The organism is Streptomyces sp. NPDC006733, from assembly GCF_040636125.1.
Taxonomy (GTDB): domain Bacteria; phylum Actinomycetota; class Actinomycetes; order Streptomycetales; family Streptomycetaceae; genus Actinacidiphila.
The window spans coordinates 1-20,178 of sequence record NZ_JBEYJD010000087.1 but is presented as its reverse complement, the minus strand read 5'-3'; the positions used below and the strand labels follow the sequence as shown (position 1 = coordinate 20,178).

At 70.9% G+C, this 20,178-nt stretch carries 15 protein-coding genes; 3 read left to right on the top strand and 12 right to left on the bottom strand.

Going from position 1 to position 20,178, the window contains the following annotated elements:
• Positions 1–45: 45 nt before the first annotated feature.
• Positions 46–1,512 (bottom strand): APC family permease, encoded by a 1,467-nt coding sequence (locus tag ABZ721_RS39450; protein ID WP_358793661.1) that lies wholly within the window; start codon positions 1,510–1,512, stop codon positions 46–48.
• Positions 1,513–1,658: 146 nt separating this feature from the next.
• Between ABZ721_RS39450 and ABZ721_RS39445 the strand changes: the two genes are divergently transcribed.
• Positions 1,659–2,852 carry an ROK family transcriptional regulator gene (locus ABZ721_RS39445; protein ID WP_358793660.1) on the top strand — a complete coding sequence of 398 codons (1,194 nt, stop codon included), beginning with the start codon at positions 1,659–1,661 and terminating at the stop codon, positions 2,850–2,852.
• 88 nt (positions 2,853–2,940) lie between these two features.
• On the opposite strand, the gene ABZ721_RS39440 is transcribed toward ABZ721_RS39445, so the two are convergent.
• The 11 genes from ABZ721_RS39440 to ABZ721_RS39390 form a co-directional block, all read right to left on the bottom strand.
• Complete coding sequence (locus tag ABZ721_RS39440; protein WP_358793659.1) at positions 2,941–4,866, bottom strand: TIGR03960 family B12-binding radical SAM protein; 1,926 nt, start codon at positions 4,864–4,866, stop codon at positions 2,941–2,943.
• A gap of 78 nt (positions 4,867–4,944) precedes the next feature.
• Positions 4,945–6,465 carry a CYTH and CHAD domain-containing protein gene (locus tag ABZ721_RS39435; protein ID WP_358793658.1) on the bottom strand — a complete coding sequence of 507 codons (1,521 nt, stop codon included), beginning with the start codon at positions 6,463–6,465 and terminating at the stop codon, positions 4,945–4,947.
• A 94-nt stretch (positions 6,466–6,559) separates the two neighbouring features.
• Positions 6,560–7,756, bottom strand: coding sequence for a rod shape-determining protein RodA (gene rodA, locus ABZ721_RS39430; protein WP_358793657.1), 1,197 nt, complete (start codon positions 7,754–7,756; stop codon positions 6,560–6,562).
• The gene (mrdA, locus tag ABZ721_RS39425; protein WP_358793656.1) at positions 7,753–9,966 is read right to left on the bottom strand and encodes a penicillin-binding protein 2; all 2,214 of its coding nucleotides are present in this window, start codon (positions 9,964–9,966) and stop codon (positions 7,753–7,755) included. Before mrdA ends, rodA begins: the two co-directional genes overlap by 4 nt.
• Before the next feature lie 51 nt (positions 9,967–10,017).
• Positions 10,018–10,650, bottom strand: a complete 633-nt coding sequence (gene mreD, locus ABZ721_RS39420; protein WP_358793655.1) for a rod shape-determining protein MreD — start codon at positions 10,648–10,650, stop codon at positions 10,018–10,020.
• A gap of 2 nt (positions 10,651–10,652) precedes the next feature.
• Positions 10,653–11,609: a rod shape-determining protein MreC gene (gene mreC / locus ABZ721_RS39415; protein ID WP_358793654.1), complete on the bottom strand. Its 957-nt coding sequence runs from the start codon at positions 11,607–11,609 to the stop codon at positions 10,653–10,655.
• A gap of 132 nt (positions 11,610–11,741) precedes the next feature.
• Complete coding sequence (locus tag ABZ721_RS39410) at positions 11,742–12,767, bottom strand: rod shape-determining protein (RefSeq protein ID WP_250980162.1); 1,026 nt, start codon at positions 12,765–12,767, stop codon at positions 11,742–11,744.
• Positions 12,768–13,078: 311 nt separating this feature from the next.
• Positions 13,079–13,492, bottom strand: coding sequence for a nucleoside-diphosphate kinase (ndk, locus tag ABZ721_RS39405; RefSeq protein WP_358793653.1), 414 nt, complete (start codon positions 13,490–13,492; stop codon positions 13,079–13,081).
• A 50-nt stretch (positions 13,493–13,542) separates the two neighbouring features.
• Positions 13,543–13,878, bottom strand: coding sequence for a DUF4233 domain-containing protein (locus ABZ721_RS39400; protein ID WP_358793652.1), 336 nt, complete (start codon positions 13,876–13,878; stop codon positions 13,543–13,545).
• A gap of 10 nt (positions 13,879–13,888) precedes the next feature.
• Positions 13,889–15,385 (bottom strand): folylpolyglutamate synthase/dihydrofolate synthase family protein, encoded by a 1,497-nt coding sequence (locus ABZ721_RS39395; RefSeq protein ID WP_358793662.1) that lies wholly within the window; start codon positions 15,383–15,385, stop codon positions 13,889–13,891.
• Positions 15,386–15,554: 169 nt separating this feature from the next.
• Positions 15,555–18,185: a valine--tRNA ligase gene (locus ABZ721_RS39390; RefSeq protein WP_358793651.1), complete on the bottom strand. Its 2,631-nt coding sequence runs from the start codon at positions 18,183–18,185 to the stop codon at positions 15,555–15,557.
• A gap of 120 nt (positions 18,186–18,305) precedes the next feature.
• On the opposite strand from ABZ721_RS39390, the gene ABZ721_RS39385 reads away from it, so the two are divergent.
• On the top strand, positions 18,306–19,223 hold the full coding sequence (locus ABZ721_RS39385; protein ID WP_358793650.1) for a hypothetical protein: 918 nt from the start codon (positions 18,306–18,308) through the stop codon (positions 19,221–19,223).
• Between the two features lie 59 nt (positions 19,224–19,282).
• A complete protein-coding gene (locus tag ABZ721_RS39380) occupies positions 19,283–20,056 on the top strand; it encodes a hypothetical protein (protein ID WP_358793649.1) in 774 nt (257 codons plus the stop codon).
• The last annotated feature ends 122 nt before the right edge of the window (positions 20,057–20,178 follow it).

Genomic DNA, 20,178 nt, shown 5'->3' with positions numbered 1-20,178 from the left:
GCCCCGGGCACGTGCCCGGGGCCCCGACTCACCGATCCGGGTCCGTCAGACGGCCGCCGGCGCGGTGTCCTGCTCGGTGTCGGGGTCGATCCCCTGGAGGTACTCCTCGGTGATCTCCTTCGGCCCGAACGGCCAGACCTTCTCGAACCGGGCCCACAGGAGGAAGGCGACGCAGCCGAGGGCGACCCACGCCAGGGACCACTCGATGGGGTGACGGCCGGGCGAGTTCTTGTCCGCGTAGCCGTAGATGACGAGCCAGCCGACGAGCGCGATGATGCTCGGCGCCGGGTACAGCCACATCTTGTACGGCCGGTGCAGACCCGGTTGGCGGCGGCGCAGCACCGAGACGGCGAGGATCTGCGCGAGCGCCTGGACGATCACCATGACGGTGGTGAGCAGCTGGATGAGGGTGGCCAGGTCGGTGTGGCGGCCGATGAGGAAGCCGATCGCGGTGACGACACCCATGGTGGCCAGGCCCAGCATCGGGAAGCGGTGCTTGGCGTGCAGCTTCCCGTACTGGCGGAAGAAGACCCGGTCGCGGGCCGCGTCGTACGGGACCCGGGAGCCGCCGAGCAGTCCGGCGAAGACCGAGGCGAAGGCGGTGATGAGGATCAGGACCGTGACGGTGTCGGCCGCGCCCTTGCCCCAGGTCTCCTCCATGACCGCGGAGGCGACCGACGAGGAGGCGATGTCGTCGGCGTTCAGCATCCGGTGCCAGTCGATGACGCCGAGGGTGCCGATCTGCAGCAGCAGGTAGATCCCCATGATGCCGAGGATCGAGAAGATGATGGAGCGCGGCAGGATGCGCCCGGGGTCCTTGATCTCGGCGCCCATGTACGCGGTGGTGTTGTAGCCGAGGTAGTCGTAGATGCCGATGGTGAGGCCTGCGGCGAAGCCGATCCAGAAGGTGTGGCTGGTCAGTTCGAAGGCGTGGGCCGGGTAGGTGAAGGCCAGGTCCGGGTCGAAGTGCGTGAACGCGGCGACGATGACGAGCGCGACCGACAGGATCATCACGCACCACATGACGGCGGTGATGCGCGCGATGTGCTCGATGCCGCGCCACAGCAGCAGGATGACGAGCGCGATCATGCCGAGGCCGACGGCGTCACCCGCGTTCTGGCCCATGCCGGGGGCCAGGTACCCGAGGTACTGGACGAAGCCGACCACCCCGGTGGACATGATCAGCGGGATGAAGAGCATGGCCGTCCAGACGAACAGGAACGGCATGAGCTTGCCCGAGCGGTACTGGAACGCCTGCCGGAGGTAGACGTAGCTGCCGCCGGAGCCCGGCATCGCCGCGCCCATCTCGGCCCAGATGAGGCCGTCGGCGAGGGCCAGCAGGGCGCCGGCCAGGAAGCCGATGACGGCCTGCGGACCACCGAACGCCGCCACCATCAGCGGGATGGTGACGAAGGGTCCGATGCCGCACATCTGACTCATGTTGATGGCGGTGGCCTGGAACAGGCCGATACGGCGGACGAAGCCGCCGGCGGGTGGCGGGGAGCCGGACACGGTGCCTCCCTGGGCAGGTGACGGGGACGGGGAGCGGGCTGCCGTTTCGCCAGTGCAGGGGTTCGCCTCGGCGCCGGGCGTGCTTAAGTTAAGTACCTTTACTTGATGCGTCAAGGGGTCACGGCGAGATGCCCGAGAATGGTGCGATGAGCAGCAGCGACGGTGGCGCGGAACAGCCCTGGAACCGGCAGCGACTGCGCAGCACCAACGAGCGGCTGCTTTTGGAGCGGCTGCGGACCGGGGGCGCCGCCTCCCGCGCCCAACTCGCCCGCGAGACCGGGCTGTCGAAGCCGACGGTCTCCAGCGCCCTCGCCTTCCTCGAACAGGCGGGCCTGGTCCGCGAGGCGGGCCTGCACACCCCGGAGCGCGGCCGCGTCGCCGTGCTCTACGTGCCCGACGCGTCGGCCGGCTACGCGCTCGGCATCGACATCGGCCGCGCCTGGCTGCGGGTCGCGCTCGCCGACCTCGACGGAACCGTCGTCGCCCGCGCCGACGTCCGCAACCGCGCCCGCACCTCCGCCGCGATGGCCGACCTCGTGGTCGCCACCTCCCACCGGGTCGTCGCCGAATCCGGCGTCGACCCCGCCAAGGTCGTCCACGCGGTGGTCGGCACCCCCGGTGTCTACGACGAGGCGCAGCGCCGGGTCCGCTACGCGCAGCACCTGCCCGGCTGGGGCCGGGCCGGCCTCTTCGACCGGATGCGGGACGAGCTCGGCGTGCCGCTGGCCGTCCACAACGACGCCAACCTGGCCGCGCTCGGCGAGTACACCTTCGGCGTCGGCGCGGGCAGCAGGCTCTTCGTCTACGTCATGATCGGCACCGGGCTCGGCATGGGCGTCGTCGCCGAGGGCCGGCTGTTCACCGGGGCGCACGGCGCGGCGGGCGAGATCGGCTACCTGCCGTGGGCGGGCCCCGGCCACCACCGGCCCGACACCCCGGAGACCCTGGAGGGCGCGGTCGCGGCCGACGCCGTCGTCCAGGCCGCCCGCGACCTGGGCATGAGCGGACCGCTCACCGCCAAGGACGTCTTCGCCGCGGCGCGGGCCGGGGACGCGGCGGCCGTGGCGGCCGTCCGCCAGGAGGGCGAACGGCTGGCGCACACGGTGGCGGCGGTGGCCGCGGTGCTCGACCCGGACCTGGTGGTGCTGGGCGGGGGCGTGGGGCACAGCGCGGACCTGCTGCTGCTCACCCTGCGCGACGCCCTGCGGGCGCTGACACCGCTGCGGCCGAAGGTGGTGCCCAGCGCCCTCGGCGAGGACGCGGTCCTGCTCGGCGCCGTGGCCACGGCGCTGGGGACGGCACGGGACGTGGTGTTCGAACAGCGGTCCGCCCTGCCGTGACCCGGGCCGGAGGGCCTGCGGGCCTTCTGGGCCCGCCCGGCGGAACCGCCGGCCGTCGCCGATGTCGCTCGGCGACGGCCGGGGCGCGCTACTTCACCACGGTGAGGGGCAGCAGCTTCTTGCCCGTCGGGCCGATCTGGATGTCCAGGTCCAGCTGCGGGCAGACGCCGCAGTCGAAGCAGGGGGTCCAGCGGCAGTCCTCGACCTCGGTCTCGTCCAGGGACTCCTGCCAGTCCTGCCACAGCCAGTCCTTGTCGAGGCCCGAGTCCAGGTGGTCCCAGGGCAGGACCTCCTCCTCGGTGCGCTCGCGCGTGGTGTACCAGTCCAGGTCGACGCCGGTGCCGGGCAGCGCCTTGTCGACGGCCCGCATCCAGCGGTCGTAGCTGAAGTGCTCGCGCCAGCCGTCGAAGCGGCCGCCGTCCTCGTACACCGCGCGGATGACCGCGCCGATGCGGCGGTCGCCGCGGGAGAGCATGCCCTCGACGATGCCGGGCTTGCCGTCGTGGTAGCGGAAGCCGATGTTGCGGCCGTACTTCTTGTCGTTGCGGATGGCGTCGCGCAGCTTGCCCAGGCGCGCGTCGGTCTCCTCGACACCGAGCTGGCCGGCCCACTGGAAGGGGGTGTGCGGCTTGGGCACGAACCCGCCGATGGAGACCGTGCAGCGGATGTCGTTCTGCCCGGTGACCTCGCGGCCCTTCTGGATGACGTTGCGCGCCATGTCGGCGATCTGCAGGACGTCCTCGTCGGTCTCGGTGGGGAGCCCGACCATGAAGTACAGCTTCACCTGGCGCCAGCCGTTGCCGTACGCGGTGGCGACCGTACGGATCAGGTCCTCCTCCGAGACCATCTTGTTGATGACCTTGCGGATGCGCTCGCTGCCGCCCTCGGGGGCGAACGTCAGACCCGACCTGCGGCCGTTGCGGGTCAGCTCGTTGGCGAGGTCGATGTTGAACGCGTCGACACGGGTCGACGGGAGGGAGAGGCCGATCTTGTCCTCGGTGTAGCGGTCGGCGAGGCCCTTGGCGATCTCACCGATCTCGCTGTGGTCCGCGGAGGACAGCGAGAGCAGCCCGACCTCCTCGAAGCCGGTCGCGTTGAGGCCCTTCTCGACCATCTCGCCGATGCCGGTGATGCTTCGCTCCCGCACGGGGCGCGTGATCATGCCGGCCTGGCAGAAACGGCAGCCGCGGGTGCAGCCGCGGAAGATCTCGACGGACATCCGCTCGTGGACGGTCTCCGCGAGCGGCACGAGGGGCTGCTTCGGGTAGGGCCACTCGTCCAGGTCCATGACGGTGTGCTTGGACACGCGCCACGGCACGCCCGAGCGGTTGGGGACGACGCGGGAGATCCGGCCGTCCTCCAGGTACTCGACGTCGTAGAACTTCGGGACGTACACCCCGCCGGTCTTCGCGAGCCGGAAGAGCACCTCGTCCCGGCCGCCGGGGCGGCCCTCGGCCTTCCACGCGCGGATGATGTCGGTGATCGCCAGCACGGCCTGCTCGCCGTCGCCGATCACCGCGGCGTCGATGAACTCCGCGATCGGCTCGGGGTTGAAGGCCGCGTGGCCGCCCGCGAGGACGATCGGGTCGTCCAGCGTGCGGTCGACCGCGGACAGCGGGATGCCCGCGAGGTCCAGGGCGGTGAGCATGTTGGTGTAGCCCAGCTCCGTGGAGAAGCTGAGGCCGAACACGTCGAACGCCTTCACCGGGCGGTGCGCGTCGACCGTGAACTGCGGGACCTGGTGCTCGCGCATCAGGGCCTCCAGGTCCGGCCACACGCTGTACGTGCGCTCGGCGAGGACGCCCTCGCGCTCGTTCAGCACCTCATAAAGGATCATGACGCCCTGGTTGGGCAGCCCGACCTCGTACGCGTCCGGGTACATCAGCGCCCAGCGCACATCGCAGGAGTCCCACGGCTTGACGGTGGAGTTCAGCTCGCCACCGACGTACTGGATGGGCTTCTGGACATGCGGGAGAAGCGCTTCCAGACGGGGGAAGACCGACTCGACAGGCATCAGAGATGTCTTTCATCAGCGGGCAGGGGGTGACCCTCAAGACTAGCGCGCCTTCGGAGTACCTCCCGCCGCGCGTGATCAGAGCGGGCGATCCGCCTTCTTCCAGGCCTGGGGCAGCCGGTCCTCGATCTCGCGGGCGCGGAACAGCTCCAGCTGGGCGAGCGCGCCGTACGGGAAGGCACTCTCCCCCGCGGCGACCGCGTCCTCGGCGAGCCGCGTGATCACGACCCGGCACATCACGCTGTCCTGGTGCTCGCCGAGCAGCTCCTGGAGGTCCTTCATCCGGGTGATCTGCTTCTTCGCCGGGGCACCGAGGACCGGCCGGGCGGCCTCGGCGCAGTAGCGGGCGCGCTTGGCGGCCTTGCGGGCCTCGTGCAGGGCCGTGTCCCGGTCCCGGCCGGACCCGGCGGCCAGGGCGGCCTCCACGGCCCTGCGCAGCCGTCGGTGGTCGTGCCGGACGGCCCGCTCCAGGCCCTCGGCCGCGGGCAGCTTCGCGCCGTCCAGGTACGGCGGGTCCGCGAGCAGGGCCTCGACCGCCTCCAGCACCCGGAAGTAGTGCGAGCGGCCCATGATCTTCACCACGGCGTCGTGCGCCTGCCCGGGTGCCGTCGAGTGCTGGGCGGCCAGCCGCCTGCGCAGCCCTTCGTCGACCATCGCCGGGTCGAGCTCGGCGAACCGCGTCTCCAGCCGGTCCGCCACCACCTCGCCGTCCCGTGCCGTGCCCAGCACCTCGCCGAGCCACTTCAGCTCCGCGCCGACCGGGTCGGTGGCCGTCCGGTCCAGTTCCTTGCGGAAGGTCTTCAGCGCGCTGCGCGCCCGGCGCGCCGCCACCCGCATCCGGTGCACGGAGTCCGGCTCCGCTCGCCGGACCTCGGGGTCGAGGGCGATGACGGCGCGCAGCTGCTCGTGCAGGTAGGCCAGCGCCGCGTCACCGACGGTGCGGATCTCGGCGGGTGGCTCCGGCGGGACGGGAGCCGCCACCAGCCGGTCGCCGAGGGCGCGGGCGAGCTTGGACGGCGAGTCCGAGCGGCGCAGCCCCGCGGCGGCCAGCCGCTGCTCGACGGCGTCCAGGAGGGCGGGCCCGCCGCCGACGAGTTCGACCTCGAACTCGGTCCAGGTGACCGCCTCGGCCTTGCCCTGAGGGCCGGCCGCCAGGAACTGCGCGGTGACGTGGTCGTGCGCGATCTCCGCCAGCGGCTCCCCCGCCGCGTCCAGCAGGTGCTTGCGCTCGCGGTGGTTCTTCAGCCGCACGACGGGGAGCAGCCGCTCACCGCGGGTGTGCACGGCGACCTCGGCGGCCAGGTCCGCCGGCACGGTGCGGGTCGCGCGCCCGAGCGGGGCGTGCACCTCGGTGCGGGTGTCGGCCTCGGTGGTCGGCAGTTTCAGGTGCCAGCCGGCGTCGTCCCCGCCGGTCCGGCGGCGCAGCGTGATGCTCCGGGCCGCGAGGCGCAGGTCCTCGGTGTCGAAGTAGACGGCGTCGAGTTCCGCCGGATCCAGGTCGCGGCTGCCGTACACCTTGGGCAGCCCGTCCAGATCGGGCTGTTCGAACCGGTCGTCCGCCTCGTACTTGCGCTCGGTCTCCCGCACACGCTTTCCCATGCGGGGAACCTAGTCGCGGGCTCCGCGACGGGCAATGGTGCCTGCACCGAGGCGGTGCCCGCCACCGGCCGGGATCCCGGCCGGTGGCGGGCGCTCAGGCGGACATGGGGCGCTGCATCCGGACCGCCTGCAGCAGTCCGATGGCGATCCAGATCGCGAACATCGACGACCCGCCGTACGACACGAAGGGCAGCGGGAGCCCGGCGACGGGCATGATGCCCAGCGTCATCCCGATGTTCTCGAACGCCTGGAAGGCGAACCAGGCGACGATGCCGGCCGCCACGATCGTGCCGTACAGGTCGGTGGCGCTGCGGGCGATCGCGCAGGCGCGCCAGACGATCAGCCCGAGCAGGACGATGATCGCGGCGGCCCCGGCGAAGCCGAGCTCCTCACCGGCGACCGTGAAGACGAAGTCGGTCTGCTGCTCGGGCACGAACTGGCCGGTGGTCTGGCTGCCGTGGAAGAGCCCCTTGCCGAACAGGCCGCCGGAGCCGATCGCGATCAGCGCCTGGTGCGTGTTGTAGCCGACGCCAGCCGGGTCCAGGGCGGGGTTGGCGAACGCCGCGAACCGGTCGACCTGGTACTTGTCGAGCACCCCGAGCTGCCAGATCAGCCCGGCGCCCACCGCGCCCGCCGAGATCAGGCCCAGCACCCAGCGGTTGGAGGCGCCGGAGGCGAGCAGCACGCCGAGGATGATCACCGCCATGACCATCACCGAGCCGAGGTCCGGCATCAGCATGATGATCACTATGGGCAGCGCGGCCCAGGTCAGGGCCTGCAGGACGGTGCGGTGGTCGGGATGCACGCGGTCGCCCGCGTCCACCCGCGCCGACAGCAGCATCGCCATGGTCAGGATGATGGTGATCTTCACGAACTCGGACGGCTGGAGCGAGAAGCCGCCGCCGATCACGATCCACGAGTGCGCGCCGTTGATCGTGGTGCCCAGCGGGCTGAGCACCGCCAGGATCAGCAGCACCGAGATCACGTAGAGCACCGGCACGACGCCGCGCAGCCTGCGGTGCCCCAGTGCCACCACGCCCGCGGCGAGGCCGAGGCCGATGCCGGCGTTCATCAGGTGCCGCAGCAGGAAGTAGTACTGGTCGCCGTGGGTGAGGCTGGTGCGGCCGCGGGTCGCCGAGTAGACGAGCAGCGTGCCGATCCCGGACAGCGCCAGCGCCGCGCCCAGCAGAACCCAGTCCATCCGGCGCAGTATCGAGTCCCGGGCGAGCAGTTTGCCCAGGGTGCTGCGCTCGGGGGTGAAGCGGCGGATCGTGTAGCCGTTGGCGGTCATGACACGTACCTCCGGCCCAGCGCGAGCCGGTCGTCGCGGCCCGGGGTGAGCGCGGCGAGGACGGGCCCGCCGGCGGGCACCGAGGGCGCGCCGGACGACGGGGCGAACGTGGTGGTGGCGGACGCGGGCTGGACGGTGCCGTCCTCACCCATCTTCGGCAGCTTCCTCTCGGGCGTCGGCAGCAGCGCCTTCTTGGTGTCGATGGAGCCGTTGGCCTGGATGCCGTACATCGCCTCGTAGATCTTGCGGATCGCGGGGCCGGAGCCGCCGGAGCCGGTGCCGCCCTGCGAGATCGTCATGACGATCGCGTAGTCCTTGGTGTACGTCGTCAGCCAGGACGTCGTCTGCTTGCCGTCGACCTCCGCGGTACCGGTCTTGGCGTGCAGCTGGATCTTGTCCTGCGGCCAGCCGTTGAAGCGCCAGGCGGCGGTACCGCTGGTGATGACGCCCGCGGTGGCCTTGTTGATGTACTTCAGCGTCTCGGCACTGTCCGGCAGCTTGCCGGTGGCCTTCGGCGGGATGGGCTTGACCGTCCTGCCGTCGGCGCTGACGATCGCCTTCCCTATGGTCGGCTGGTACAGCGTGCCGCCGTTGGCGAGCGCCGCGTAGATCCGCGCCATCTGGACCGGGGTGACGAGGGTGTCGCCCTGGCCGATCGCGTAGTTGACCGAGTCACCGGCGCGCAGCACGTTGCCGTCGGTGCAGTTCTCCCGGGCGATCTTGGTCGCGTAGTCCTGCTTGTTGGTCTTGCCCTCGCGGCACCAGTAGTCCACGTTGGCCTCGAAGTAGGCCTGCTTCCACTGGCGGTCCGGGATCCGGCCCTTGACCTCGCCCGGCAGGTCGATGCCGGTCTTGGCACCCAGGCCGAACTGGTGGGCGGTCTTGTAGAACCAGTCCTGCGGGTGCTTGGGGCTGGTCCCGCCGTCCTTCTTCCACTGGTCGTAGGAGAGCCCGTAGAAGACGGTGTCGCAGGACACCTCCAGCGCCTTGCCGAGGTTGATCGCGCCGAAGCTCTCGTTCTCGAAGTTCTTGAAGACCTGGTTGCCGATGGTCATCGACGAGGTGCAGGGGTAGGACCCGTCGAGCGGGTACCCGGCGTTGACGGCCGCCGACGTGGAGATCACCTTGAAGGTCGAGCCGGGCGCCGACAGCCCCTGGATGGCCCGGTTCAGCAGCGGGTAGTTGGAGTCCTTGCCGGTCAGCATCTTGTAGTTGGTCGGGGAGATGCCGCCGACCCACACGTTCGGGTCGTACGTCGGGGCGCTGGCCATCGCGATGATCTGGCCGGTGTGCACGTCCATGACGGTGACCGCGCCCGAGTCCGCCTTGTAGTTGCTGCCCGTGACCGTGTCGAAGGTCTTGCGGGCGTCCGCCATGGCCGCCAGCAGCTCCTTCTCGGCGACGGCCTGCACCCGCGAGTCGATGCTGGTCACCAGGTTGGCGCCGGGCTCCGCGGGGGTGTCCCCCGCCTTGCCGATCACCCGGCCGAGGTTGTCCACCTCGTAGCGGGTCACCCCGGCCTTGCCGCGCAGCGCCGCGTCGTACTGGCGCTCCAGGCCGGAGCGGCCGACCTGGTCCGAGCGGAGCAGCGGGGTCTTGCCGTCCTTCTGCGAGGCGGTGATCTCGTCGTCGGAGACGGGCGAGAGGTACCCGAGCACCTGGGAGGCGTTGAGCTTGTTGGGCGACGGGTAGCGGCGGACGGCGGTCGGCTCGGCGGTCACGCCGGGGAAGTCCTCGCGGCGCTCCATGATCTGCAGGGCCTGCTGGGTGGTGGCCTTGTCCGTGATCGGGATCGGCTGGTACGGCGAACCGTTCCAGCACGGCTGGGGGGTCTTGGCGTCGCAGAGCCGGACCTTGGCGACGACGTCGGCGGCCGGCAGCCCCAGCACCGCGGCGAGCCGGGTGAGGACGGCCTTGCCGTCGTCCTTCTGCTTGAGCAGCTCGGTGCGGCTGGTGGAGACCACCAGCCGGGTCTCGTTGTCGGCGATGGGCACCCCGCGGGCGTCCAGGATCGACCCGCGGATGGCGGGGGTGACGACCTGCTGGATGTGGTTGCTCGCGGCCTTCTCGGTGTACTCGTCACCGTTGCGGATCTGCAGGTACCACAGGCGCCCGCCGAGGGTCAGCAGCAGCGAGAAGACCAGGATCTGCAGGATGACCAGGCGGATCGTGACGCGTGAGGTGCGGCCGGTCTCGGGGATGTTAGACATCGGCGCGCGGGTCCTTCCTCACGTGAGCGGTGGTGGGCGGGAGGTCGACGGTCACAGCCTGCGGACCCCCTTGGCGACGGAGCCGATCCGGCTGCCGCGGCCGACCCGGTTCAGCAGGCCCGCGCGCTGGCCGCCGATGCGGCCGCCGCCGTAGGCGCCCGCGGTGTCCTCGGCGAGCGGGTCGCTCTCGAAGCGTCTGGCCAGGGCCATCACCAGCGGGACGACGAACGGGGCGAGCAGCAGGTCGTAGACGGCCGCGGTGAAGAGCAGCTTGCCGAGCCCCACATGGGCCCCGGCGGTGTCCCCGACCAGGGCGCCGACGCCCGCGTAGAGCAGGGTGCCGCCGATCGCCGCCGCGACGACGACGAGCATCGGCATGGCGGCGGTCCGCAGCTGCCCGGTCTCGGGCTTGGCGAGGCCCGCCAGGTACCCGATGACGCACAGCACGAGCGCGTAGCGGCCCACGGCGTGGTCGGCGGGCGGCGCCAGGTCGGCGAGCAGGCCGGCGCCGAAGCCGACCAGGGCGCCGCCGACGTGGCCGTAGGTCAGCGCGAGGCCGAGCACGGTGAGCAGCAGCAGGTCGGGCACCGCGCCGGGCAGGTGCAGCCGGGCCAGCACGCTGACCTGGACGACCATCGCGACGACGACCAGCACGGTGGAGAGCAGGATCCGGTTGAGTCGCATGGTCAGCTCCTGGTGGTGCTGGGGGACGCGCCGGAGGTGGGGGCGCCCGGCTTCCGTGCCGGCGGGGGAACGGCCTTGGCCGCGGTGGGCGAGGGCGTGGGCCTGGGCGGCAGCACGCTGTCGCGCGGGTCCGTGCGCGGGCCCTCGACAACGACCCCGACGATGTCGAGCCGGGAGAAACCGACGAACGGCTCCACCTGGACCGTGCGGGTCAGGCTGCCCGCCGACGGGTCGATCGCGACGACCCTGCCGACCGGCACCCCGGGCACGAACGGCTTGCCGGCCTGCGAGCCGAAGGTGACCATGCGGTCGCCCTTCTTCACCTTGGCCTTGCCGTTGAGCAGCTGGACGCGCATCGGCCGGTCGCCCTGGCCGGTGGCGAAGCCCAGCTCCATCGAGCCCTCCATCCGGGTCCCGACGGTGAAGTCCGGGTCGTTGGCGAGCAGCACGGTGGCGGTGGAGGAACCGACGGTGGTGACCCGCCCGACCAGCCCCTCGCCGTTGATGACGGTCTGGTCGCGGACGATCCCGTCAGCGCTTCCGGCGTCGATGGTGACCGTCCAGGAGAATCCCTGGGCGGCCCCTATGGCGATGATCTGCGCACCCTTGATCGCGTACTGGCCGGCTCCCGCGGTCTTGAGGAGCTGGTCCAGTTCGCGGGCCTTGTTGCGGGTGACGTCCTTGCTTCCGAGCTGCTGCTTGAGCTCGGCGTTCTCGCGTTCCAGGCGGCTGATGGTGCTGTGCCGTCCCCCGGAGTCGCGCACCGCGGAGATCGCGTTGCCGACCGGGTCGACGGCGGACGCCACACCCTTTTCGACAGGTCCGAAGGCCGAGGCCGCCGCCTGTCGGGGGCCGTCCATCGGTGACTGCTCGCCTCCGCGGATGTCCACGGTGATCAGTGCGAACGCGATCGCGATCAACAGCACCAGCAGAAGCCGGCTCTCTCGTGTGTCCCTCACGGGCGCCAGTCCGTGCCTTCCTCGAACGGACCGGTCGGCTGCGGTCAGTCCCCGGCCGGTCGAAGTGTGTGACGCAGTGAGAACGATCCCGCGGGCGGGCGGGCAGTCACCCACACGCGGGAACGTGCGTCCTCATCTGCGCGGCTGGGCGTCCAGAACCTGCTGCAACGCCTCGAACTCCTCGACGCACTTGCCGGCGCCGAGCGCCACGCAGTCCAGCGGGGATTCGGCGATGTGGATCGGCATTCCGGTCTCGTGCCGCAGTCGCTCGTCCAGCCCGCGGAGCATCGCCCCACCGCCGGCCAGCACGATGCCGCGGTCCATGATGTCGCCGGAGAGCTCGGGCGGGCACTTGTCGAGCGTCGTCTTGACCGCGTCGACGATCGCGTTGACCGGCTCCTCGATGGCCTTGCGGACCTCGGCAGCCGAGATCACCACGGTCTTGGGCAGGCCGCTGACCAGGTCGCGGCCCCGGATCTCGGTGTGCTCGTCCTTCTCCAGCTTCGGGTCGAAGGCCGACCCGATGGTGAGCTTGATCTGCTCCGCGCTGCGCTCGCCGAGCAGGAGGCTGTACTCCTTCTTGATGTGCTGGATGATCGAACTGTCCAGCTCGTCGCCCGCGACCCTGATGGACTGCGCGGTGACGATGCCGCCGAGCGAGATCACGGCGACCTCGGTGGTGCCGCCGCCGATGTCGACCACCATGTTGCCGGTGGCCTCGTGGACGGGCAGCCCGGCGCCGATCGCGGCGGCCATCGGCTCCTCGATGATGTGCACCTGACGGGCACCGGCCTGGGTGGTGGCCTCGATGACGGCGCGTCGCTCGACCCCGGTGATACCGGAGGGCACGCAGACGACGACGCGGGGGCGGGCCAGGTAGCGACGCTTGTGGATCTTGAGAATGAAGTAGCGCAGCATCCGCTCGGTGATCTCGAAGTCGGCGATCACGCCGTCCTTCAGCGGGCGGACCGCGACGATGTTTCCCGGGGTGCGGCCGATCATCTTCTTGGCCTCGGCGCCAACCGCCAGAATGCCGCCGGTGTTCGTGTTGATGGCGACGACGGACGGCTCGTTGAGGACGATCCCGCGACCCCTGACGTACACCAGCGTGTTGGCAGTCCCGAGGTCGACAGCCATGTCACGGCCGATGAACGACATGTTGTTCGCCATGTGGATACGTCTGGCCTTCCCAAGGTTGAAGCGGAGATTCCATCGTAGTCGCGCCCTACGGGGCACGGGGTACGGGGTTCCGACGTCATTGTCATCAGAACACACAGCGTCCGCTGGTAATGGTGACGCCGTGTCGGAGAGATTGGTTCCCGATAAAGCGTTGCATATGCCAGAGGCGACCGGTTCCGGCCGGTCGCCTCTGCGCTGATTGGGCGTCAGTCCGCGCACCTGCTGCGCAGGTCACAGGGGGTACGGGCAGGAAGCGCGTACACCCGGAAGCGGGACGGCCGGCCGATGGCTCAGGCCAGGCCGGGGAAGAACAGCTTGATCTCGCGCTCGGCGGACTCCGGGGAGTCCGAGGCGTGGACGAGGTTCTCCCGCACGATGGTGCCGAAGTCCCCGCGAATGGATCCGGGGGCGGCGGCGATCGGGTCGGTGGGACCGGCCAGCGTCCGTACGCCCTCGATGACGCGCTCGCCCTCGACGACCAGCGCGACGGCCGGACCAGACGCCATGAACTCCATCAGCGGCTCGTAGAACGGGCGGCCGACGTGCTCGGCGTAGTGCTGCTCCAGGGTGGCGAGGTCGAGCGTGCGCAGTTCGAGGGCGCCGATCGTCCAGCCGGCCTTGCGCTCGAACCGGCCGATGATCTCGCCGATCAGGCCGCGGCGGACGGCGTCCGGCTTGAGAAGGACAAGGGTGCGCTGGCTCACGGTACGGCTCCTACTGACGGTGACGGGTACGACGACATTACAAGGCGTGGTCAGGCCACCTGCGCCGAGTGCCTCGCCTTGGCCTCGTCGATCTTGCGGCCGAAGTGGATGGAGGACCACCACAGGGCCGCGAAGACGACGCCGAGGAAGTACATCGTCCCGACCCAGTACCCGCTCACCACCAGCGCGATCTGCAGCGCCCAGCCGACCGCCAGGGCCCCGGGACGCGACAGCACGCCGCACAGCAGCACACACAGCGCCATCCCGGCCCCGCACACCGCCCACACCGTTCCGGCCGTCAGGTCGTCCTGTTTCATCGCGACGAGGCCGGCGAAGCCGATCACGAAGAACTCACCGATCAACGTGCTCGCGCACAGGGTCCGCATCGTGCCGCCTCTACTTCCGGCCCAGCAGCAGCCGGGCCTCTCCCACGGTGAACACCGATCCGGTGACGAGCACGCCCGCCCCCGAGTAGGCGCCCTCGTCCTCGGCGAGCGTGATCGCCGCCTCGATGGCGTCGTCCAGCCGCGCCTCCACCTGCACGCGCTCGTCGCCGAAGACCTCGACCGCCAGCGCCGCCAGCTCGTCCACGTCCATCGCCCGGCTCGTCGAGTTCCGCGTCACCACGACCTCGGAGAAGACCGGCTCGAACGCCTCCAGCAGCCCGCGCACGTCCTTCTCCGCGCTCGGACCGACGACGCCCACCAGGTGGGTGAAGTCGAAGACCTCGCCCACCGCGGCCGCCGCGGCCCGCGCGCCGGCCGGGTTGTGCGCGGCGTCCAGGACGACGGTCGGGCTGCGCCGGATGACCTCCAGGCGGCCCGGCGAGGTGACGGACGCGAAGGCGTCGCGGACGGTGTCGATGTCCAGCGAGCCGACCCGGGTCGAGCCGATGCCGAAGAACGCCTCCACGGCCGCCAGCGCGACCGCGGCGTTCTGCGCCTGGTGCTGCCCGTGCAGCGGCAGGAAGACCTGCTCGTACTCGCCGCCGAGGCCGCGCAGGGTCAGCAGCTGGCCGCCGACCGCGATCTCGCGGTGCACGACCCCGAACTCCATGCCCTCGCGGGCCACCGTCGCGTCGACCTCGACGGCGTGCTTGAGCAGCACGGTCGCCGCGTCGGCGGGCTGCTGGGACAGCACGACGGTCGCGTCCTTCTTGATGATCCCGGACTTCTCCACGGCGATCTCGCCCGTCGTGGCGCCCAGCCGGTCGGTGTGGTCGAGCCCGATCGGGGTGACGACGGCGACCGTGCCGTCGATCACGTTGGTGGCGTCCCAGCTGCCGCCCATGCCGACCTCGACGACCGCGACGTCGACGGGGGCGTCGGCGAAGGCCGCGTAGGCCATCGCGGTGATCACCTCGAAGAACGACAGCCGGTGCGGCTGCGAGGCGTCGGTCATCTCGATGTACGGGCTGATGTCGCGGTACGTCTCGATGAACTTCTCGGCGCTGATCGGCTGCCCGTCCAGGCTGATCCGCTCGGTCATCGCCTGCACGTGCGGGCTGGTGTAGCGGCCGGTGCGCAGGTGGAAGCCGAGCAGCAGCTGCTCGACCATGCGCGCGGTGCTGGTCTTGCCGTTGGTGCCGGTGATGTGGATGGCCGGGTAGGTGCGCTGCGGGTCGCCGAGGATGTCCATCAGCGCGGTCATCCGGTCGAGCGACGGCTCCAGCTTCGTCTCCGGCCAGCGGCCGGTCAGCTCCCCCTCGACCTCCCGCAGCTCGCGCTCGGTCTCGGGGTCCGCGGGCCGGGCCGGCACACCGTCGTCCGGCGCGAGCGGGACGGGCGTGCGCAGGGTACGGCTGCCGGCCTCGATCACCGCCATGTCGGCTTCCCGGACGGGCCCGCCGTCGGGGGCGTCGTCGGAGGAGTGGTCGGGGGCGTCGTCGAACAGGTCGGCTGCCGCGTCGTCCGCGTCGTCGTGCTGGGGGTGCTCGCTCACGCCGCCCAGTCTACGGAGCCGGTGCGGGTCCCCATGCCCGGGTGAGCGGGGCGGCACGCGGCGCGCCCCCGGAGAACGCGGTCTCCGGGGGCGCGGGCGGCCGTGCGGTGGCGCCGTCGGGTCAGCCCTGGGGCAGGCCGGCCAGCTGGGCGGTGATGCGGGCGATGTCCGCCTCGGCCGCCGCCAGCCGGACCCGGATCTTGTCCACGACCTGGTCCGGCGCCTTGGCGAGGAACGCCTCGTTGCCGAGCTTGCCCAGCGCCTGCGCCTTCTCCTTCTCGGCCAGCCCGATGTCCTTGGTCAGCCGCTTGCGCTCGGCCTCGACGTCGATCGTGCCGGACAGGTCCAGCGCGACGGTGCCGCCGGCGACCGGGAGGGTCGCGGTGGCGCTGAAGTCGTCACCGGCCGGCTGCAGGCGCAGCAGCTGGCGGATGGGCGCCTCGTGGGCCGCCAGGTTGCCGGCCAGCGTGAGCTGCGCGGGGACCTTCTGGCCCGGCTGCAGCCCCTGGTCGGCGCGGAACCGGCGGACCTCGGTGACCACCTGCTGGACGCCGGCGATCTCCTTCTCGGCCGCCGCGTCCCGGAAGCCGCTGTCCTTCGGCCAGTCGGCGACGACGACCGACTCGGCGCCGGTGAGCGTGGTCCACAGGGTCTCGGTGACGAACGGGACCACCGGGTGCAGCAGGCGCAGCAGCACGTCCAGCACCTCGCCGAGCACCCGCCCGGAGACCTCGGCGCCGCGGCCGCCCGCGAAGAAGGTGGTCTTCGACAGCTCGACGTACCAGTCGAAGACCTCGTCCCACGCGAAGTGGTAGAGCGCCTCGGAGAGCTTGGAGAACTGGTAGTCCTCGTAGAGCGCGTCGACGTCGGCGACGACCGTGTTGAGCCGGGACAGCACCCAGCGGTCGGTGGCCGACATCTCCTCGACGGGCGGAAGTTCGCCCTCGACGGTGGCGCCGTTCATGAGCGCGAAGCGCGTCGCGTTCCAGATCTTGTTGGTGAAGTTGCGGGACGCCTGGACCCAGTCCTCACCGATCGGCACGTCCACCCCGGGGTTGGCGCCGCGGGCGAGGGTGAAGCGGACGGCGTCCGAGCCGTACTTGTCCATCCAGTCCAGCGGATTGACCGCGTTGCCGAAGGACTTCGACATCTTCTTGCCGAACTGGTCGCGGACCATGCCGTGCAGGGCGATGGTGTGGAACGGCGGGGTGCCGTCCATCGCGTACAGGCCGAACATCATCATCCGGGCGACCCAGAAGAAGAGGATGTCGTACCCGGTGACCAGCACCGAGTTGGGATAGAACTTCTCCAGCGACTCGGTCCGCTCCGGCCAGCCCAGCGTCGAGAACGGCCACAGGCCCGACGAGAACCACGTGTCGAGCACGTCGGTGTCCTGCGTCCAGCCCTCGCCCGCGGGGGGCTGCTCGTCCGGTCCGACGCAGACGACCTCGCCGGCCGGGCCGTACCAGACCGGGATGCGGTGGCCCCACCACAGCTGGCGCGAGATGCACCAGTCGTGGAGGTTGTCGACCCAGCTGAAGTAGCGGGACTCCATCTCCTTGGGGTGGATCTTCACCCGGCCGTCGCGGACCGCGTCGCCCGCGGCCTGCGCCAGCGGGCCGACCTTGACCCACCACTGCAGCGACAGCCGCGGCTCGATGGTCGTCTTGCAGCGCGAGCAGTGGCCCACCGAGTGCGAGTACGGGCGCTTCTCGGCGACGATGCGGCCCTCGGCGCGCAGGGCGGCGACGATGGCGCTGCGCGCCTCCAGCCGGTCCAGGCCCTCGAAGGGGCCGGGGACGGTGATGATCGCCCGCTCGTCCATGACGCTGAGGTTCGGCAGGTCGTGCCGGCGGCCGATCTCGAAGTCGTTCGGGTCGTGCGCCGGGGTCACCTTGACGGCGCCGGTGCCGAACTCCGGGTCCACGTGCTCGTCCGCGACGATCGGGATGCGGCGGCCGGTGAGCGGCAGTTCGATCTCGGTGCCGACCAGGTGCGCGTAGCGCGCGTCGTCCGGGTGGACGGCGACGGCGGTGTCGCCGAGCATCGTCTCGGCGCGGGTGGTCGCCACGACGATGGAGTCGTCGCCCTGGCCGTAGCGGATCGAGACGAGCTCGCCGTCGTCGTCCTGGTACTCCACCTCGATGTCCGAGATGGCGGTCAGGCAGCGCGGGCACCAGTTGATGATGCGCTCGGCGCGGTAGATCAGCTCGTCGTCGTAGAGCTTCTTGAAGATGGTCTGGACGGACTGCGACAGGCCCTCGTCCATCGTGAAGCGCTCACGCGACCAGTCGACGCCGTCGCCGAGGCGGCGCATCTGGCCGGAGATCTGGCCGCCGGACTCTTCCTTCCACTGCCAGACCTTCTCGACGAACGCCTCGCGGCCCAGGTCGTGGCGGGACTTGCCCTCCTTGGCCAGCTCGCGCTCGACGACGTTCTGGGTGGCGATGCCCGCGTGGTCCATGCCGGGCTGCCACAGCGTCTCGTACCCCTGCATCCGCTTGCGGCGGGTCAGCGAGTCGATGATCGTGTGCTCGAAGGCGTGGCCCAGGTGCAGGCTGCCCGTCACGTTCGGCGGCGGGATGACGATCGTGTAGGGCGGCTTGTCGCTCTTGGCGTCGGCCTCGAAGTACCCACGCTCCACCCAGCGCTCGTACAGCTTCCCCTCTACCTCGGCCGGCACGTACGCGGTCGGCAGTTCGGGGGTGCTGTTCGGCCCGCCATGGGGGCTGCGCTGAGAGTTGTCGGTCACCCGGTCATTCTACGGGCGCCCCGCACCGCTCGTTACGAAGCCGTAGCGGGCCCGGAGTAAGCGGCGGATAAGACATCCGGAAGGATGGACGCACGGTCGTTTACGGAGGGGACGCGTCAGATGAGCTACAACCAACCGCCGCCGGATCCCGGCTACGGCGGGCAGCCGAGCCCTTACGGGCAGCAGCCCGGTGGCTACGGGCAGCCCCAGCAGGGCGGCTACGGTCAGCAGCAGCCGCAGCAGCCCGGGTACGGCTACCCGACGCAGCCCGTCCCCCCGCAGCCCGGTCCGTACGGCCAGCAGCCGCAGCAGGGCTTCGGGGGCTACCCGCCGCAGCCGCCGCCCGGCCGGAAGAACACGGCGTGGATCATCGTCGCGGCCGTGCTCGTCGTCGCCGCGATCGGCGGGGGCGCCTTCGCGCTCCTCGGCGGGGACGACGGCAAGGACAAGGGCGCGGTCGGCGTCACCGGCGGCACCTCCGGCGGCAGCGGCAAGGACGACGGCAAGAAGTACAAACTCACCGCGCCGCAGACGGTGGCCGGCGACTTCCAGCTGAAGGAGCCGCTGGACTCCGACAGCAAGAACGAGATGAAGAACGTCCCCGGCATCGCCGACCCGCAGCCGGCGGGTGGCAGTTACGCGGACAGCACCAAGAAGAAGATGCTGTTCCGGGGCGTCTGGGGCACGGTCGCCAACCCCGAGCAGCAGGTGGACGCGCTCTTCGTCGTCGGCACCAAGGACATCACGAAGGACGGCGACGCCGAACTCGTCGGGAAGCCGGAGAAGGTCAGCCCCGAGGGGCTCGACGGCGGGGCCGTCATGAAGTGCCAGATGGTGCGCTTCAAGGCGCCGTCCACCAGCACCTCGCCGGTGAAGAGCGCGGAAGTGCCGCTGTGCATCTGGGCCGACCGCAGCACCATGGCCATGGTCCTGGTCGTCGACCCGATCGCCGCGCTCGCCGGCAGCGGCCCCAGCATCAACGACACCGCGACGACCACCGCGAAGGTGCGCCACGACGCCCGGGTCGAGATCAAGTAGACCGGGACCGCTCAGCGCCGCACAGCACCACGTACGTTCCACGAGGGGAAGCACCGCACATGAGCTACAACCAGCCGCCGCCGGGCTACGGCCAGCAGCCGCAGCAGCCGCCGCAGCAGCCCTACGGCCAGCCGCAGCCCCAGCCGGGCTACGGCGGGCACCCGCAGCAGCCGTCGCAGCAGGGCTGGCCGCAGCAGCAGGGCTACCCGCAGCAGCCGCAGCAGGGCTGGAACGGCCAGCAGCCCGGATACCCGCCGCAGCCGCAGCGGGGCAAGGGCAGGACGGTCGGCGTGGTGGTCGGCGTCGTGGTGCTCGCCGCGATCGCCGGAGGCGTCTACTTCGCCACCAGCGGCGGTTCCGGCGGCGGTGGCGGCGACTACAAGATCGCCTTCCCGGAGAAGATCGCCGACGGCAAGTACACCAAGTCGTCGGAGAACATCGGCACCGCCGAGACGGGCAAGTCCGACGCGGGCATCACCGACCCGACGAGCGTGCGGGGCACGTACAAGTCCGACAAGACGACGGTCTCCCTCTCCGGCGGCGAGGGCAACGTCACGGACCCCAAGGCCGCGGTCGACAAGATCCTGTCGAGCGGTCTCAGCAAGAGCGGCTCCGAGGCCACCGAGCAGCACCCCGCCGGGTTCGACGGCGCCATCATGAAGTGCGCCGGCGGCGGCTCGTCCATGCCGTACTGCGTGTGGGGCGACGACAGCACCGTGATGATCTCGATGTACATCAACATCGACCTCAGCGGTACGTCCACGCCGCCGTCCGCCGCCGAGTGGGCCGCCACCACGGCCAAGATCCGCAGCGAGATCCGCGTCAAGAAGTAGCCGCGCGACACGAAGGGGGCCGCCCGGCAGTCGCCGGGGTTGCCGTCGCTCGACTCGATCTCGTTGATCCGCACCGTGGACGGGTCCTGGGCGGCGGACGCGTTCCGTGCCGCGGGCCGGTC